This window comes from Pectobacterium parmentieri (genome assembly GCF_001742145.1).
Classification (GTDB): Bacteria; Pseudomonadota; Gammaproteobacteria; order Enterobacterales; family Enterobacteriaceae; genus Pectobacterium; species Pectobacterium parmentieri.
The window spans coordinates 2,038,663-2,054,821 of the sequence record NZ_CP015749.1; the positions used below are offsets into that span (position 1 = coordinate 2,038,663).

The 16,159-nt window shown below is 50.2% G+C and carries 13 protein-coding genes and 1 pseudogene; 7 read left to right on the forward strand and 7 right to left on the reverse strand.

Annotated elements, in window-relative coordinates; genetic code table 11:
• Positions 1-525 precede the first annotated feature (525 nt).
• Positions 526-1,194, forward strand: a complete 669-nt coding sequence (deoC, locus tag A8F97_RS09100; protein ID WP_014699618.1) for a deoxyribose-phosphate aldolase — start codon at positions 526-528, stop codon at positions 1,192-1,194.
• Between the two features lie 31 nt (positions 1,195-1,225).
• Positions 1,226-1,999: a DNA-binding transcriptional repressor DeoR gene (gene deoR / locus A8F97_RS09105; RefSeq protein ID WP_033071354.1), complete on the forward strand. Its 774-nt coding sequence runs from the start codon at positions 1,226-1,228 to the stop codon at positions 1,997-1,999.
• Here deoR and A8F97_RS09110 read toward each other — a convergent pair.
• The 3 genes and pseudogenes from A8F97_RS09110 to A8F97_RS09115 form a co-directional block, all read right to left on the reverse strand.
• The gene (locus A8F97_RS09110; RefSeq protein ID WP_014699616.1) at positions 1,996-3,201 is read right to left on the reverse strand and encodes a serine hydrolase; all 1,206 of its coding nucleotides are present in this window, start codon (positions 3,199-3,201) and stop codon (positions 1,996-1,998) included. The genes deoR and A8F97_RS09110 overlap by 4 nt on opposite strands.
• A 352-nt stretch (positions 3,202-3,553) precedes the next feature.
• Positions 3,554-3,685 (reverse strand): annotated as a pseudogene (locus A8F97_RS23860) (methionine ABC transporter permease); the annotation flags it as partial.
• A 348-nt stretch (positions 3,686-4,033) separates the two neighbouring features.
• Positions 4,034-4,879: a MetQ/NlpA family ABC transporter substrate-binding protein gene (locus A8F97_RS09115; protein WP_014699615.1), complete on the reverse strand. Its 846-nt coding sequence runs from the start codon at positions 4,877-4,879 to the stop codon at positions 4,034-4,036.
• A 142-nt stretch (positions 4,880-5,021) separates the two neighbouring features.
• Between A8F97_RS09115 and A8F97_RS09120 the strand changes: the two genes are divergently transcribed.
• On the forward strand, positions 5,022-5,639 hold the full coding sequence (locus A8F97_RS09120) for a glutathione S-transferase family protein (RefSeq protein ID WP_014699614.1): 618 nt from the start codon (positions 5,022-5,024) through the stop codon (positions 5,637-5,639).
• Between the two features lie 32 nt (positions 5,640-5,671).
• Here A8F97_RS09120 and A8F97_RS09125 read toward each other — a convergent pair whose 3' ends face one another.
• A complete protein-coding gene (locus A8F97_RS09125) occupies positions 5,672-6,838 on the reverse strand; it encodes a PQQ-dependent sugar dehydrogenase (protein WP_025918952.1) in 1,167 nt (388 codons plus the stop codon).
• Between the two features lie 223 nt (positions 6,839-7,061).
• Between A8F97_RS09125 and rimO the strand changes: the two genes are divergently transcribed.
• Positions 7,062-8,375, forward strand: a complete 1,314-nt coding sequence (gene rimO, locus A8F97_RS09130) for a 30S ribosomal protein S12 methylthiotransferase RimO (RefSeq protein ID WP_014699612.1) — start codon at positions 7,062-7,064, stop codon at positions 8,373-8,375.
• A gap of 180 nt (positions 8,376-8,555) precedes the next feature.
• Entirely contained in the window at positions 8,556-9,335 is a 780-nt protein-coding gene (sanA, locus tag A8F97_RS09135; protein ID WP_033071353.1) for an outer membrane permeability protein SanA, read from the forward strand.
• Between the two features lie 9 nt (positions 9,336-9,344).
• Here sanA and yeiB read toward each other — a convergent pair whose 3' ends face one another.
• From yeiB to A8F97_RS09150, 3 genes are all read right to left on the reverse strand, one after another.
• Positions 9,345-10,520 (reverse strand): DUF418 domain-containing protein YeiB, encoded by a 1,176-nt coding sequence (gene yeiB / locus A8F97_RS09140; protein WP_014699610.1) that lies wholly within the window; start codon positions 10,518-10,520, stop codon positions 9,345-9,347.
• Between the two features lie 138 nt (positions 10,521-10,658).
• A complete protein-coding gene (gene folE, locus A8F97_RS09145; RefSeq protein ID WP_014699609.1) occupies positions 10,659-11,321 on the reverse strand; it encodes a GTP cyclohydrolase I FolE in 663 nt (220 codons plus the stop codon).
• A 333-nt stretch (positions 11,322-11,654) separates the two neighbouring features.
• Complete coding sequence (locus A8F97_RS09150) at positions 11,655-13,337, reverse strand: methyl-accepting chemotaxis protein (protein ID WP_015730304.1); 1,683 nt, start codon at positions 13,335-13,337, stop codon at positions 11,655-11,657.
• Positions 13,338-14,038: 701 nt separating this feature from the next.
• Here A8F97_RS09150 and ptrR point away from each other — a divergent pair.
• Both ptrR and A8F97_RS09160 read left to right on the forward strand, forming a co-directional pair.
• Complete coding sequence (gene ptrR, locus A8F97_RS09155) at positions 14,039-14,911, forward strand: putrescine utilization regulator PtrR (protein ID WP_014699607.1); 873 nt, start codon at positions 14,039-14,041, stop codon at positions 14,909-14,911.
• 111 nt (positions 14,912-15,022) lie between these two features.
• Complete coding sequence (locus A8F97_RS09160; RefSeq protein ID WP_005967307.1) at positions 15,023-16,144, forward strand: S-(hydroxymethyl)glutathione dehydrogenase/class III alcohol dehydrogenase; 1,122 nt, start codon at positions 15,023-15,025, stop codon at positions 16,142-16,144.
• Positions 16,145-16,159: the final 15 nt, after the last annotated feature.

Here is a 16,159-nt window from a genome sequence, read left to right on the forward strand (position 1 = left end):
ATTTTTTCGAGAAGGGTCAGAACTTTTTATTTGGCCTATAGTCTGAATAAGTGCCACTGCTTTTCTTTGATTCCCCTTATTGAGGAAGCCCATCGTTCCCGCCTTTGAGGTTCAAGAACGATGGGCGTTTTCTTTTCTGCCTTATACTCGTCATACTGCAAATTGCATGTGCGTTGGCTACGTTCAAATTTGCTCCCGGCAGATTTGTCACCCGAATCACTTACCTGTGTAAGCTCATCGGGATGAAATGAGAGACATCCTGCCTCTCACCGGAGGCCAGCCTTTGGCTGGTCAAATTCGTTCCCGACGAATTTGACCTTCGCTTGCCGCCTTCCTGAAATTTGAATTATTTAGAGTATACCTCTTACCTATTTCCCGATATCCACACATCCGCTATCACATTCACTTCATTTTTTGTTATTAAAATAACAAAAATTAATTTCTTTGTTATTTTTGCGACATTAAAATCATTGAGTGTCATAATCATTGCATCCGATTTTTTATCGACACCACCAAGGATTCGCCATGACTGACTATGCACGCTATATCGACCACACACTGCTGGCAGCAAATGCCACCGAACAGCAAATCATCACGCTGTGCGAAGAAGCGATAGCGCACCGTTTTTATGCCGTCTGTGTTAATTCCGGTTACGTTCCCTTAGTCGCTGAGAAACTGAAAGATTCAGAGGTACAAGTGTGCTCCGTGATCGGTTTCCCTCTCGGCGCAGGACTGACCTCTAGCAAGGCTTTTGAGGCCAAAGCAGCTATTGACGCTGGCGCTCAGGAAATAGACATGGTGATTAACGTCGGCTGGCTGAAAAGCGGAAAGATTGACGCCGTCAAAGCAGATATTCAGGCCGTGCGTGAGGTTTGCGCCGCTATACCGTTGAAGGTAATATTGGAAACCTGTCTGCTTGATGACGAACAAATCGTGCTGGTGTGTGAAATGTGCCGTCAGTTGAATGTCGCATTCGTCAAAACGTCTACCGGTTTCAGCACCGGCGGCGCGCGCGAAGAACATGTTCGACTGATGCGCAACACGGTCGGCAGCGAGATGGGGGTAAAAGCCTCCGGCGCGGTTCGCGATCGCCAAACGGCACAACGAATGATTGAAGCTGGTGCCACACGTATCGGCACGAGTTCGGGCGTTGCTATCGTTTCAGGTGACGCTGCCGCAGCAGGAAACTACTAACAACAAAAATAGCTTATTAGCAGGGAATTTTATGGAAACGCGGCGCGACGAACGAATCGGCAGACTGGCTCAGGCATTAAAGAAAACCGATAAACTCCATCTTAAAGACGCCGCGCAGCTACTCGGCGTATCGGAGATGACCGTGCGCCGCGATCTGAATGCAGATGCCACCAGCGTCATACTGCTCGGCGGCTACGTCGTTAGCGATCTGAAGAATAACGGTGCCACTCACTATTTTGTCTCCGACCAACAGACCAAGCACGTAAAAGAAAAACAGGCCATCGGTGTCGCCGCTTCTCATCTGGTGGAGGCAAACGATACCGTTTTTTTCGATTGTGGCACCACCATTCCCTTCATCATCGATGCGATTCCTGATGAGTTGCCTTTTACCGCAATTTGCTATTCTCTGAACACCTTTTTGGCGCTACAGGAAAAAAAGGCATGTAGAGTGATTTTATGCGGTGGGGAATATCACCCCGATAACGCGATTTTTACTCCGCTTAACCAACGCTGCGAGCTGGACAACATCTGTCCGAATAAAGCGTTTATTTCTGCGGCGGGTATCGAACTTAACGCAGGAGCAACCTGTTTTAACTTTGCCGAGCTGGGCATGAAACAACGCGCCATGGCGACCGCACAGCGAATCATTCTTGTGGCAGATAGCAGTAAGTTCGGTCAGATAAAACGCGCCTGTATTGGCCCGATGACGCTGTTTGATACAGTCATTTCCAACAGCGCCCCGGACGAGCAGTACTTACGCCACTTCTCCAACAACGGCATTCAGTTAATCCACTCAGGGGATTAACCGAATAACCCACCGAACCACTGCTGCACCTTCATCATCACCGTATCCCAGAGGCGACTAAAGAAACCCGCCTCGGGGATATCATCCATCGCCACCAGATGACGCTGGCCGATACTTTTGCCATCCAATTGGAAATCGATGGTGCCGACCACCTGATTCTTGGTAAGTGGTGCAGAAAGCTGCGGTTGGTTCAACGTGAAGCTGGCTTTCAGATTCTTCATCTGCCCTTTTGGGATGGTCAGCGCGGCGTCCTGCGCCACGCCAAGCCGTGCCTCTTTCTCCGTGCCAAACCACACCCGTTGTGTAGTAAAAGGCGCATCCGCCTTGATAGGTGTTACCGTTTCAAAAAAGCGAAAGCCCCATGTAAGCAGTTTTTCGCTTTCACGAAAACGAATGGCATCCGTTTGCGCCCCCAGCACCACGGAAATCAAGCGCATATTGCCTTCCGTTGCCGAGGCCACCAGATTGTGTCCCGCTCCGTTGGTATGGCCGGTTTTTACACCATCCACATTCAGATTAGTGCTCCACAGCAGACGGTTACGGTTAGGCTGGCGAATGTTATTAAAGGTGAACTCTTTTTCTTTGTGCAGCGCGTACTCTTCTGGTACGTCTCGAATCAGCGCCTGTCCTAACAGCGCCATGTCGCGCGCGGTGCTGTACTGCCCTGCCGCGTCGAGGCCATGTACGGTAAGGAAATGCGTATTCGTCAGGTTAAGCGCTTTCGCATAATTGTTCATCAGGCTGACAAACGCATCCTGACTGCCCGCCACGTAATCCGCTAGCGCGATGCTGGCATCATTACCTGACTGAATGACAATGCCTTTATTTAACTCAGAAACGGGGATGCGATCGCCCGGCTTAAGGAACATCAGCGACGAACCACGCAGCGCTGGGTTACCCGTTGCCCAGGCATCTTTTCCGACGGTCACTTCATCCGTCGGGCGAATTTTACCGGATTTTATCGCCTGCCCAATCACATAGCTCGCCATAATTTTGGTCAGACTGGCAGGATCAAGGCGCTCGTCGGCGTTGCTCTCCGCCAACACTTTACCGCTGGCGTGATCCATCAGGATAAAGGCTTTGGCGTCAATCTGCGGCACCGCAGGCAACTGTTCCGCAGAGGTAAATGGCACCACACCAACAAGCAATACCGTACCTACAGAAAAAGACGTGAGTCTGGTCAGGAAAGGGGTTGTTTTCATGAGTTCGCCGCAATGTCCATCAGTCGTTAAAAAATCTTAATTTTCAATATGTTTTGAAAACTTTAGTAACATGTAAAGGTAACGCGTCATCTCTGGGATGAAAACCGTTCCTTCTGTAAAGATAGTCAAAGAAATGAAAGCGTCTAAAAAAATGCTGATAAAAAAAGGACTTAGAGAGAAGTAAGGAATATCTGAAAATGCAGTCGGCAAGGTCACCAAAAAATAGCAAATGGCACGAGGAGCGATAACAGTTCAACGTTTCCTCATGCCTCGCATGAAAATACCCTCAGCGGCGTTCGCGCTTATCTGCACGTTTCGATAACCAGTCACCTAAGGTCTGTACTACCTGCACCAGAATAACCAGCGCAATCACGGGACCAATGGTATTGCCCAACAAAATCTGCGTAAGCGGCAACAGCAACACCAGCAGAATAACGAAAGGAATAGAACGAATGATATTCACCAATACCGTGCCAAACAGATACCGTCGGGATACCTAATGTTCTCACGCCGCCATCTGGCTTTTGGATATCCATTTTGCGTATCGCGCGGGGCAGATAATGTCCTGTCATCAATGCACTTTTGATGCTTATCCAGTTTTCTTTCAGCCACGGTTTTAACGCCAGTACGCCAAGGTTATCTACCTTCAGATTTCACCTCTCGATGAATATCCTTGCCGTTTAGCTAACACTTCCCCTCAGCGGATGTGTAGAGGACTTGCACCTCCAAGTCCTCTATTAATCACCACGGTCAACAGACAGCACCATGCTCGGCGCACAAGAAGAAAGCCGGTCATCGACCGGCCAAATGGTATGTTGTACAACCTGAAGCTTTACTGGGCGGGCGCTGGCGTTTTCGCCTGCATCCACTCAGGCTTCTGGAATTGGCTATACATCAATGCAGGATCGTTGATCACCGCAGCATACGCGGGTGACTCCACAATCGCTTTGGTGTCTTTAACGAATGGTTTATCGAGATCGTCGGTGCGCACGGCAATAATGTTTTTCAGGTTCTCGTCCAGCGTTTCCAGCTTGATGGCCGACGACAGTTTCATGCCGGATGCCAGTGCGAAATTACCGTTCACCAGCGATGCCGTCACGCTATCCAGAGTACGCGGCAATTGCGCCGCTTCCATCGGTTTGAAGACCAGCCCGCGTGGATTTTCAAGAATATCTTTTTCAGAAGCCTTGGTCGGATCGATATCGGCCTTAATCGTAACCAGCCCTATCGATTGCAGGAAACGCAGGCCGCGCGCCAGATTGGTGGCATCGTTAGAGAGCGTGACCACATCCCCTTTTTTCAGCGCATCCAGCGATGTGATTTTCTTCGAATAGAAACCCATGCTGGCCGTCGGTACGATAATCAGCGGAGAAATTTTTAACCCTTTATCGGCGGCAAATTTTTCTAAATAGAGCGTATGCTGGAAAAGGTTAGCATCGATGCTGCCGTTGGCCAGTGCCAGATTGGGCTGAACGTAATCGCTGAATTCACGCACCACGACCTTATAGCCTTTTTTCACCAGCTCAGGTTTGATCGCCAGGTTTACCATGTCACCATAAGGCCCTGGTGCCACGCCAAACGTGATCGTCTGCGGATCGCTGCTCGCCACAGCAAGTTGCATACCGGCGGCAAGCAGAGTGATGCCCAGAACGGCGCGAACAGAATGCGTCAATTTCATTGTGTAACTTTCCTGTCTGAATGTAACTTGCTGTCATTATTAAGAATGACAAGTTAAATCATAAAGACTAAAAAGGCATATCATTATTTCTCATCGGCTGTCGCGGATAACCGAGAATGGCTTAACCAAGAAAGAGGTAGGTATGATAACGATTTGGGGTCGTGATAATTCGACCAACGTCAAGAAAGTCCTGTGGTGTGCGGAGGAACTCGCGCTGCCTTATCAACATATTGCGGTTGGCGGGCAATTCGGCCGTAACCATGATGCCGATTATCTGGCGATGAACCCTAATGGCCTTATCCCCTGTTTGCAGGACGACGATCTGGTGCTGTGGGAATCCAATACCATCGTGCGTTATCTGGCGGCGCAGTACGGCCAAAACTCGCTGTATCTCACCGATGCCGGTAAGCGTGCAAATGCTGAAAAGTGGATGGACTGGACTAGCTCGCTTGCGGCCTCTTTCGGTCCAGTGTTCATTAATATGGTACGCATCGCACCAGAAAAACGTGATATGACGTTGGTACAGAAAGGCATCGTTGAATGTGAACGACTGTTCGGTATTGTCGATACCGTTCTGGCTAATCAGCCGTGGCTATCCGGCGATCGGTTTGGCATTGGCGATATTCCGTTAGGCTGCGTTGTCTACGGCTGGCTGAATATGCCAATTGAACGGCAGGCACATCCTCATCTGGAACGCTGGTATCAGCAACTCACCGAGCGTTCGGCGTATCAGAAACACGTTATGATCCCGCTGTCTTAAGTGAATTCAGGCACCGTAAGGTGCCTGATTTTTTACTCCAGTCCGACTTTCAGCAATTTGCCGTTATCATGATCGGTCAGCAGATAGAGGTAGCCGTCCGGCCCCAGCCTTACGTCACGGATACGTTCACCACGCTCGCCCAGCAAACGTTCTTGTGAGGCGACCTTGTCACCATCAAGCGTCAACCGAATCAGATTCTTCTCTGCCAGCGCACCGATAAAGACTGAGTTTTTCCACTGCGGGAAACGATCGCTGTTATAGAAGGCCATGCCGCTGATGCCCGGTGATTTCTCCCAGTAGAAATCAGGATTCACCATCCCTGCGATCTCTTTTCCTTTTGCTTCTGGAATTTTCAGCCCGGAATAGTTAATGCCGTGTGTCGCAATTGGCCAGCCGTAATTTGCGCCTGCTTTAGGGATGTTAATTTCATCGCCGCCTTTCGGGCCATGCTCATTTTCCCACAGTACGCCAGACCACGGATTAATCGCTAACCCCTGTGGATTACGGTGCCCGTAAGACCAGATTTCCGGCCGCGCGTTAGGCGTGTTCACAAACGGATTATCGGACGGCACTTTGCCTTCTGCCGTCAGGCGAACAATTTTTCCCTGTAACTTATCCAGATCCTGTGCGGTCGGGCGTTCATTGTTTTCACCCAGCGCAATAAACAGATGCCCTTCTCGGTCAAAAACCAGCTTGCCGCCGAAATGGTTACCCGTCGACAGTTTCGGTTCCTGACGGAAGAAGACTGTGAAATTCTCTAACCGTTTATTATCCTCAGAAAGTTTGCCATAACCGACAGCGGTTCCCGCTTTACCATCGTTCCCCTCTTCAGCAAAGCTCAGGTAGATGCGTCGATTCTGCGCAAAATCCGGTGATAGTGCGACTTCCAGTAATCCCCCCTGTGATTTCGCGAAAACTTCCGGTACTCCCGTTATCGGTGCAGACAGCGCACTGCCCGCTTTCCATAAGCGTAGATTCCCGGCGCGTTCCGTAATCAGAATCCCCTGTTCTTCCGGTAAGAACGCTAATGACCACGGGTGATCCAGCTTATCTTGTAATTCCGTCACCTTCGGTTCCACCGCCAATAGCTGGCTGGAAAACAGCAACGTTGCGCTAAGCAGCAACCAATGTGGCGCAGTAGAAAATCGTCGTAACACAGTGTGTGAAGCAGAATTGCTAAGCATCAGGCAAGAGGACATCGCGTTGTCTCCATCCAACAAAAGTTCTGTAAATTTAGGCGGCAGGCGGTGTTTGTGCAAAAAAGCGAGGCAAGGTTTACATTTATTGAAGAAATCCGTCATTAAAGACATCTACCGTCACAGCGATAAAATGCTGAGTTCTACACCACTGACTGTAAGGATAATCAACTATGGTGTAGAATCCTCCGGTTTTTATTTTCTGTCTATTTTGTGAGCGAATAATATGCAACAACCCCGTATCGGCTTTGTTTCCCTCGGCTGCCCGAAAAACCTCGTCGACTCCGAGAGGATTCTGACCGAACTGCGTACTGAAGGTTATCAGGTCGTGCCACGTTATGACGACGCTGAACTGGTGATCGTCAATACCTGTGGTTTTATTGACAGCGCCGTACAAGAGTCGCTGGAAGCCATCGGCGAAGCGCTGAATGAGAACGGTAAAGTTATCGTAACGGGCTGTCTGGGTGCCAAAGAAAATCAAATACGCGAAGTGCACCCCAAAGTTCTGGAAATTACTGGCCCACACAGCTACGAGCAGGTGCTGTCGCACGTACATCAATACGTCCCCAAACCAACGCACAACCCGTTTACCAGCCTGGTCCCCGAGCAGGGCGTAAAACTCACGCCGCGCCATTACGCGTATCTGAAAATTTCAGAAGGTTGTAACCACCGCTGCACGTTCTGCATCATTCCTTCCATGCGTGGCGATTTGGATAGCCGTCCGATCGGCTCGGTGCTGGATGAAGCGAAGCGTCTGGTCGATGCTGGCGTAAAAGAGCTGCTGGTGATCTCTCAGGACACCTCGGCTTACGGTGCGGATGTGAAGCAGCGAACCGGCTTTTGGAACGGGCAGCCGGTCAAAACCAGCATGGCCAGCCTGTGTGAACAACTGGCGTCGCTGGGCGTGTGGGTGCGTCTGCACTATGTCTACCCTTATCCGCACGTAGACGATGTGATCCCATTAATGGCGGAAGGCAAAATTCTGCCGTATCTGGATATTCCGCTCCAGCACGCCAGCCCGAAGATCCTCAAACTGATGAAGCGCCCCGGCGCAGTAGAAAGAACGCTGGAGCGCATTAAGCGCTGGCGCGAAATCTGCCCGGACTTAACGCTGCGTTCAACCTTTATTGTTGGCTTCCCCGGCGAGACGGAAGAAGACTTTCAGATGCTGCTCGATTTCCTACAGGAAGCCAAACTCGACCGCGTAGGCTGTTTCAAATTCAGTCCTGTCGAAGGTGCATCGGCAAATGCGTTGCCCGATCAGGTGCCGGAAGAGGTTAAAGAAGAACGCTTCCACCGCTTCATGCAATTGCAGCAGGCGATCTCTACCCAGCGTTTGCAGGATAAAATTGGCCGAGAAGTGCTGGTGCTGATCGATGAAATCGACGAAGAAGGCGCGATTGGCCGCAGTATGGCTGACGCCCCCGAAATTGACGGCGCGGTTTATCTGAACGGCGAAACGGGCGTTAAGGTCGGTGATATCGTCAAAGTGAAAATCGAGCACGCAGACGAATACGATCTATGGGGTAGCCGCGTTTAATGTTCTCACCCGCCAGCTTTTCTATCCGAAAAGCTGGCGTTTATTTTCACCTCACCCCAGCCTGAATGCTGAAAATTCAATCAATAAACCGCCCATTCTTCGCCTGAGCCTTGCGTCCCCCTGTCAGGTAAAGTAGCCTTGAAGCATGATGAATCTATTCGCCTTATCCGAGGCATAAGCATGTGGAAACGCCTGATATTTGGTTTGTTAGCTCTCATTAGCGTGCTGCTGCTTTCCGCTTTTGCGCTCGATCGCTGGATTAGTTGGAAAACGGCACCATTCATTTACGATGAGCTTCAAACTTTGCCGAAACGTCAGGTCGGCGTGGTATTGGGAACGGCAAAGTACTACCGTACCGGTATGCTTAATCAGTATTACCAGTTTCGTATGCAGGGGACAATTAACGCTTATAACAGCGGTAAAGTCAGCTATCTGCTATTAAGCGGTGATAACGCGCTGCAAAGCTACAATGAGCCGATGACGATGCGCCGCGATTTGATCGCCGCAGGCGTACCACCTTCAGATATCGTGTTGGACTATGCTGGCTTCCGCACGCTGGATTCCATCGTCAGAACGCGCAAGGTGTTCGATACCAACGATTTCACCATCATCACCCAGCGCTTTCACTGTGAGCGCGCGTTATTCATCGCGCTGCACCTCGGTATTCAGGCACAGTGTTACGCGGTGCCTTCCCCCAAAAATATGATGATCGTGCGGATTCGTGAATTTGGCGCTCGTTTGGGTGCACTATTCGATCTGTATGTTCTCAAACGCGAGCCACGTTTTTTAGGACCGCAGGTGCCGATTCCAGCAGAGCATACTATTCCCGAAGATGCGCCAGATTACCCTGCCGTCCTGCCGGAACAGGTACTGACCTCGCCAGTTAATCAGCCTAAAGCTGGCCAACCAACGGGTATAACACCGGAACCCGCACCACAAAGCGAGCAAGCCGCACCCTAGCCTGCCTTCTTACGCCGTTTTCCCTACTGCATTGGTGAGTTTGCGCCATAACCATTCAAGCGGCCCTTGGCGGAAATAGCGCAGCCAGTAGTGGGAAAAGACCAAATTGACGACCCAAATGGCAGGGACCAGTGCCAGCAGTTGCAGGCGGCTGAAGGCCATAAACAGGCCAAACTGGTTAAACAACATCACGCAAATCAGCGTCTGCAACAAATAGTTGGTTAACGCCATACGCCCGATGTCCGTAATCCAATACGTGATTCGCCATTGGCACAGCGTGGCCCAAAAGCCATAACACAGCGCAAGATACCCTACCGCCTGTACTGGTGAACTCAGTTCACGTGGAATCTGCAATAACAAGCCGCTCCAACGATATTCCCAACCCACCAGCCACTGACCTACTATGCCAATACTATTAATTGCCACGCCCAGCGGAATCAGCCATAGGGCAACCTTGCGATAGTGGGCGGTACTGAACTCACCTTTCAACCAGCCACTGCGCATCAATCCGGCCCCCAACAACATCGTTCCCGCTAATACCCAAGCATATTGCACCCCCAACGATAAAAGGCTTTCCGTTAAGAGATCAAAACGATTTTTCCATGCTTCGAATCCACCTAATGTCCGCCAGTAAGTTTCATAGGTGATATCCGCCACGCTCGGCAACCAGAATCGCCCCGGCTGCAGCGTCAAGATATGGTTCAACACAAACAGGACGACGATCTCCACCATATAGAGAAGCGAGCCCATGATAATGAGCTGTCGACTGCTCGTCGCATGACTAATGATGTGGTAACACACCAGCCCGATCAGGGCATAGTCAAACAGAATATCGCCATCCCACAGAAAAATGGCATGAATAAAACCGATGACTAGCAACCAAAATAGCCGTGCGTGTATCCAACGGCATCCCCTAGATAACAGCAGTTGCAACCCGGCACCAAAAAGAAGAGAAAACAGCGTCAGAAATTTCACCTGAGCAAGCAAATCCATCGCTGCCCATGCCAAAGCGTCAGATAACGCAGGCTCTCCATGCCAGGCGGGGTTTAGGTATGCGGCATGGGGCAAGCCAAACGCCGTAATATTCAGCAGTAAAATGCCTAAAATGGCGACGCCGCGTGCAAAATCCAGCGTAACGATCCGTGAAGAAGCGGAATGTGATGACGATAGTGAATGAGAAGGCATACAAATTACATTTTAAAATCATCGAAGTAGCGATTGTATGCACAAATAGAGAAAAAGCGAAGAGACTTGCTGATTTGGCAGCGACCCATTTGGCGATGACAGCATGTATTTGCTTCATCATCGCCAATATGGGTGAGCTTAATTATGGTGGCGAACCGCGCGCAAGAATTCCTGACGCGTATTCTGGCTGGATTTAAACAGCCCGCCGAGCGATGTCGTGGTCGTGGCACTGGTTGCATCGCGAATACCACGTGCCTTCACGCAGTAGTGCACAGCATCAATCGAGACGGCAACGTTGTTCGTTCCCAACAGCGTTTGCAACGCGACCAAAATCTGCTGCGTTAAGCGCTCCTGCACCTGGGGACGCTGGGAGAAAAACTGGACGATGCGGTTAAGTTTCGATAAACCAATGACGCCATCTTTCGGAATATACGCGACCGTGGCTTTCCCATCGATCGTCACGAAATGGTGTTCGCAGGTGCTGGTCAGCGTGATATCCCGCACGGTGACCATTTCATCGACCTTCATTTTGTTTTCAATGATGGTGATTTTGGGAAAGTTGGCGTAGTCCAAACCGGAGAATATTTCATCAACGTACATTTTGGCGATACGCGTCGGCGTTTCAGCCAGACTGTCATCGCTCAGATCGAGACTCAACAAATTCATAATTTCCGTCATATGCTCAGCAATACGTTGCTTACGTGTATCCCGATCCAACAACGCCCCGCGCAGCGGCGTTTCCAGACCGCGTGCCAGCAGCGCTTCGTGCACCATAACGGCTTCTTTACTTAATAATGACATTATTATTCTCCTGCAGGTGTAACTATGCCTATCGCGCTATCACGGTCTTGGTCAGACCCTAGCGCCGTCAACACTCTAGTTGAGAGAGTAACGATTATCCAGCGATTGTATGTCATGATTGTTGAAATAGATTCAAGTGATCAAGCTCAGAAGGCGTGCCTGTACGCAGTCACGAGGCAGACAGAAAAACCACCATTCAGTCGTCAATAAGCGCACAGTAATAAATATTCAGCGATAAAAAAAAGCACCGGGAGAAAAACCCAGTGCTTTTAACGATAAATCACCTAATTTTTTGCGGCCATCGGTGTCCCGACGCCGCTTGTCATGTAATGATCAGAAGGTTTCCCAGTTATCGTTGGCATTGCCTTTCTTACCGCTAGCGGCCGCTAATAACATCGGCTTCTGTGCAGTTGGCGTTTTCTCCGCCAGACGCTGCTGTGGACGACGATGCGCCTCTGAGCCTGACAGTTGGAACACCGATATCGCCTCAGTTAACTGACGAGCCTGATCTTCCAGCGATGCCGCCGCCGCCGCAGACTCCTGTACCAACGAGGCGTTCTGCTGTGTGACACCATCCATCTCGGTAACCGCCTGACCGATCTGGGTAATACCGCGACTCTGTTCGTCCGATGCGGATGCAATTTCCCCCATCAGATCGTTCACACGGGTAATCGCGGAAATAATGGAATCCATCGCTTCGCCAGTTTGTGTGACCTGACTTGACCCTACGTTGATGCGTTGAACCGACTCCGTAATCAGGCTTTCGATTTCTTTCGCCGCCTGAGCACTGCGCTGTGCCAGATTGCGAACTTCGCCCGCGACCACCGCAAAACCTCGGCCTTGCTCACCGGCTCTAGCAGCTTCTACCGCCGCATTCAGCGCCAGAATATTGGTCTGGAAGGCAATACCGTTAATCACACTCGTGATATCGGCAATTTTCTTCGAGCTCGTCGTAATACTCGCCATCGTTGCCATCACATCTGCCGTAACGTCACCGCCCTTCTTCGCCGCAACAGAGGCATCCTGCGCCAACTTCGTGGCTTGATGAACGTTATCGGCATTCTGTTTCACCGTCGCACTCAGTTCTTCCATACTGGCAGCCGTCTGTTCCAACGCAGCGGCCTGCTGCTCAGTGCGCGCAGACAGATCGTTATTGCCGCTTTTGATTTCACTCGAACCCTGATGAATCGATGCAGAACTGTCGCGGATGATGGAAACGGTATTAACCAGACTTCCCTGCATTTCTTTCAGGTAAGGAATCAGTTGCCCAGCACAGTTACGACCAAATTCGTCAAGTGGATGGCCAAGTTGCCCGGCAGCCAACACCTGAAAATACCCTTTAATCATATTCAACGGCTTGACCAGATAGTGAACCAGATAGCGATCCGTCACCAGCAGAATCAACAATCCAAGAACCACCGCGCACAGCAGGATATAATTACTCCAGTTAACCAGACCGTAGACCTCGCTCATTGACGTTTCTGACGATGACATAATCGCGGTCTGATATTTATCCATGTTATTGCCAAACGCGACACTCAGAGGCGGATACACGGTGCGGAAAAGTTGACGAAACTCCTCCTGGCGATTATCACGCGCGGCGTTCAGCATCGGCGTCAACCCGTTATCCAGCAGTTGAGTCCACGCAGCGATCATGTTGTTCGCCGTTTCTTTATCAACACCGTCATGCCCAACTGCTTTAAACGCGTTCAGTTGATCTGAAGTATTTTTTAACGCCGTTGTCGCTGACGTAAATACTTTTTCTGCATCCGCCGTTTCGCCCGTTTGCTGGAAATCCATCGAGCGCAACAAGCGAGTAACCGTACGAAAATACTGGTCATTGCCTTTTACCAGCATCTCAACGTTCTTACGCTGAGTTTCACTGGATTCCAATAGTTTGGTCATACTGTTTAATGAAGTGGAAGTAAAGAAAGATGCTCCACCCCATACAATCAGAAACAGCCCCAATATTGTTAAAAGCATTGCCCTGATGGTGATATTTTTTAAAAAGTTCACAGAAAACTCCTATAAATTATCTGGCGATTTTCCTCTGCGCTTTCTGCAACATGGCTGCACATTTTTAATTGGAAATACGCCGGGTGTTACGTCATTTAATGAAGAGCAGAGGCTCTCATTAGTTAGAGTTATTTTCCTTTAATGACAGAAAGATACATTTCCTTACAATAACGATAAGAGATTCTTACCATACATTATCATTATCGGCACTTTGGGCGGGCACTTTACGCTTTCCCATCAACAAATGCGATCAAAAAAAAGAATGATGATAGTTTTTGGCTATTGCTTGGTTACAAGTATTTACTTATGCATTTAACTATTTATTTTAATTATCTATTTATTTTCTTTCCTCCGCTATTTCATCGGCAGTAAATCCGAATTTATTTTTCTGTGATTATTCTTATTTTTTCATTCGGCCCTCTTTCTTAGAAAATATGTTCCTATTGGCTGCAAGCGTTGATTTCCGTGCTATTAATTTAGGCCGCGATCATTTATCGCTTTCTTCTCTTTCTACGCCCAGATATTAATCCTGATGATAATTACGCCCGTCATTTTCATCCTCCAGAACACATTTCCTTCCGCTGGGTTTACGCTGCCTTAGCATCAACATGGGCTAAGCCAGTTGCGAAATGTATGCCTTACCGCTACACTTCACAAAAAGTGAATAATCAGATAATAGTTCATTACAAAAAGAGAAAGTTATGGATTTGACCCAGCTCCGCATGTTCTGTCTCGTCGCCGAAACGGGCTCCGTCGCGCGTGCCGCAGAGCAGCTTCATCGGGTGCCCTCAAATCTGACCACACGGCTACGCCAGTTAGAGCTGGAGTTGGGCACCGATCTGTTTATCCGTGAGAAACAGCGTCTGCGTTTGTCCCCGATTGGGCACAATTTCTTATGCTATGCACAACGCATTCTGGCGCTCAGCGAGGAAGCCATCAGCATGACGCGCACTGGCGAGCCCGCGGGTAATTTCGCGCTAGGTTCGACAGAAAGTACGGCGGCGACCCGCTTGCCTACGTTATTAGCGGCTTATCATCAACGTTACCCCAATGTCTCTTTGTCCCTGAATACTGGAACATCAGGGGAAATTATCGAGCGCGTGCGGGCGGGAACGCTGGCAGCAGCACTCGTCGATGGCCCTGTTGTCTATGATGAGCTAAATGGGTGTTCATGTTTTGCGGAACGATTAGTGTTGATATCCGACCCTGCACACTCGCCGATTACCCATGCGCGGGATGCCAGCCAGGATACATTGTTTGCCTTTCGTCCTGGCAGCTCTTATAGAAAGCGCCTCGAAAATTGGTTCAGACAAGATGGCATCGTGCCCGGTACTATCATGGAAATTCACTCATACCACGCCATGCTTGCCTGTGTAAGCAGCGGAGCCGGGCTAGCCATGCTCCCCCATGCCGTCCTTGAATCGCTGCCCGCGGGTACACGCGTTCAGGTGCATGAATTACCTCCCGACATCGCGATCGTTTCCACCTGGTTGGTATGGCGGCGCGATGCTTTCGGCCCCAATGTTGAGGCATTAAAAAAGCTCATTATTGAGCAATCCTCTCAGCAGGAATAACGCCTTATTTTCTCTGGCGACCATGTTCAAGAGGGACGACACCGTAATGAACCAGCGCGTCCTATCATTCAATTTACAACCCATAACCATATGCGAGTAGGAGTCACCACCATGCAAATGATTAAAACCCGCGCCGCCATCGCCTGGGGCCCAAACCAACCACTGTCGGTTGAAGAAGTCGACCTGATGCCACCGCAGAAAGGTGAAGTGTTGGTGCGCATCGTCGCCACTGGCGTATGCCACACGGATGCCTATACGCTGTCCGGCAAAGATCCTGAAGGCATATTCCCGGCAATCCTGGGTCATGAAGGTGGCGGGATTGTGGAAGCCATTGGCGAAGGCGTAACCAGCGTCGCCGTTGGCGATCACGTCATTCCGCTTTACACCGCAGAATGCGGCGAATGTAAATTCTGCCGCTCCGGTAAAACCAATCTATGCCAGGCCATTCGCGCCACGCAGGGCAAAGGCCTGATGCCGGATGGCACCACCCGCTTCTCCAAAAATGGCCAACCCATTTTCCACTACATGGGAACCTCCACTTTCGCAGAGCACACCGTCGTGCCTGAAATTTCGCTGGCGAAAGTCAATAAAGACGCGCCGCTGGAAGAAATCTGCCTATTGGGCTGTGGTGTCACCACCGGTATGGGGGCGGTATTGAATACCGCCAAAGTTAAAGCTGGCGATACGGTTGCGATTTTTGGACTCGGCGGCATTGGCTTATCAGCGATTATCGGCGCGCAAATGGCAGGTGCCGGACGCATCATCGGTATCGATCTCAATACCAGCAAATTCGATCTGGCGCGCAAATTGGGTGCCACCGATCTGATCAACCCGAAAGATTATGATAAGCCGATTCAGGATGTCATTGTTGAGTTGACCGATGGCGGCGTGGACTTCTCCTTCGAGTGCATTGGTAACGTTAATGTCATGCGTTCCGCGCTAGAGTGCTGTCATAAAGGCTGGGGTGAATCCATCATCATCGGCGTGGCGGGTGCAGGCGAAGAGATCGCAACCCGTCCGTTCCAACTGGTAACGGGTCGCGTATGGCGCGGTTCTGCTTTCGGTGGTGTGAAGGGCCGCAGCGAACTGCCAGGCATTGTCGATCGTTACCTGAAAGGCGAGTTCCCGCTGAATGACTTCATCACCCACACCATGGGGCTGGACGACATCAACACGGCATTCGATTTAATGCACGAAGGCAAATCGATTCGCTCTGTGATTCATTTCGGTTAATTGCGCCACGGTCAG

What these genes read in the sequence shown, in the direction of transcription:
- deoC (WP_014699618.1), top strand. Translation starts at nt 526, where the DNA reads ATGACTGACTATGCACGCTATATCGACCACACACTGCTGGCAGCAAAT.
- deoR (WP_033071354.1), top strand. Translation starts at nt 1,226, where the DNA reads ATGGAAACGCGGCGCGACGAACGAATCGGCAGACTGGCTCAGGCATTA.
- A8F97_RS09110 (WP_014699616.1), bottom strand. Translation starts at nt 3,201, where the DNA reads ATGAAAACAACCCCTTTCCTGACCAGACTCACGTCTTTTTCTGTAGGT.
- A8F97_RS09115 (WP_014699615.1), bottom strand. Translation starts at nt 4,879, where the DNA reads ATGAAATTGACGCATTCTGTTCGCGCCGTTCTGGGCATCACTCTGCTT.
- A8F97_RS09120 (WP_014699614.1), top strand. Translation starts at nt 5,022, where the DNA reads ATGATAACGATTTGGGGTCGTGATAATTCGACCAACGTCAAGAAAGTC.
- A8F97_RS09125 (WP_025918952.1), bottom strand. Translation starts at nt 6,838, where the DNA reads ATGTCCTCTTGCCTGATGCTTAGCAATTCTGCTTCACACACTGTGTTA.
- rimO (WP_014699612.1), top strand. Translation starts at nt 7,062, where the DNA reads ATGCAACAACCCCGTATCGGCTTTGTTTCCCTCGGCTGCCCGAAAAAC.
- sanA (WP_033071353.1), top strand. Translation starts at nt 8,556, where the DNA reads ATGTGGAAACGCCTGATATTTGGTTTGTTAGCTCTCATTAGCGTGCTG.
- yeiB (WP_014699610.1), bottom strand. Translation starts at nt 10,520, where the DNA reads ATGCCTTCTCATTCACTATCGTCATCACATTCCGCTTCTTCACGGATC.
- folE (WP_014699609.1), bottom strand. Translation starts at nt 11,321, where the DNA reads ATGTCATTATTAAGTAAAGAAGCCGTTATGGTGCACGAAGCGCTGCTG.
- ptrR (WP_014699607.1), top strand. Translation starts at nt 14,039, where the DNA reads ATGGATTTGACCCAGCTCCGCATGTTCTGTCTCGTCGCCGAAACGGGC.
- A8F97_RS09160 (WP_005967307.1), top strand. Translation starts at nt 15,023, where the DNA reads ATGCAAATGATTAAAACCCGCGCCGCCATCGCCTGGGGCCCAAACCAA.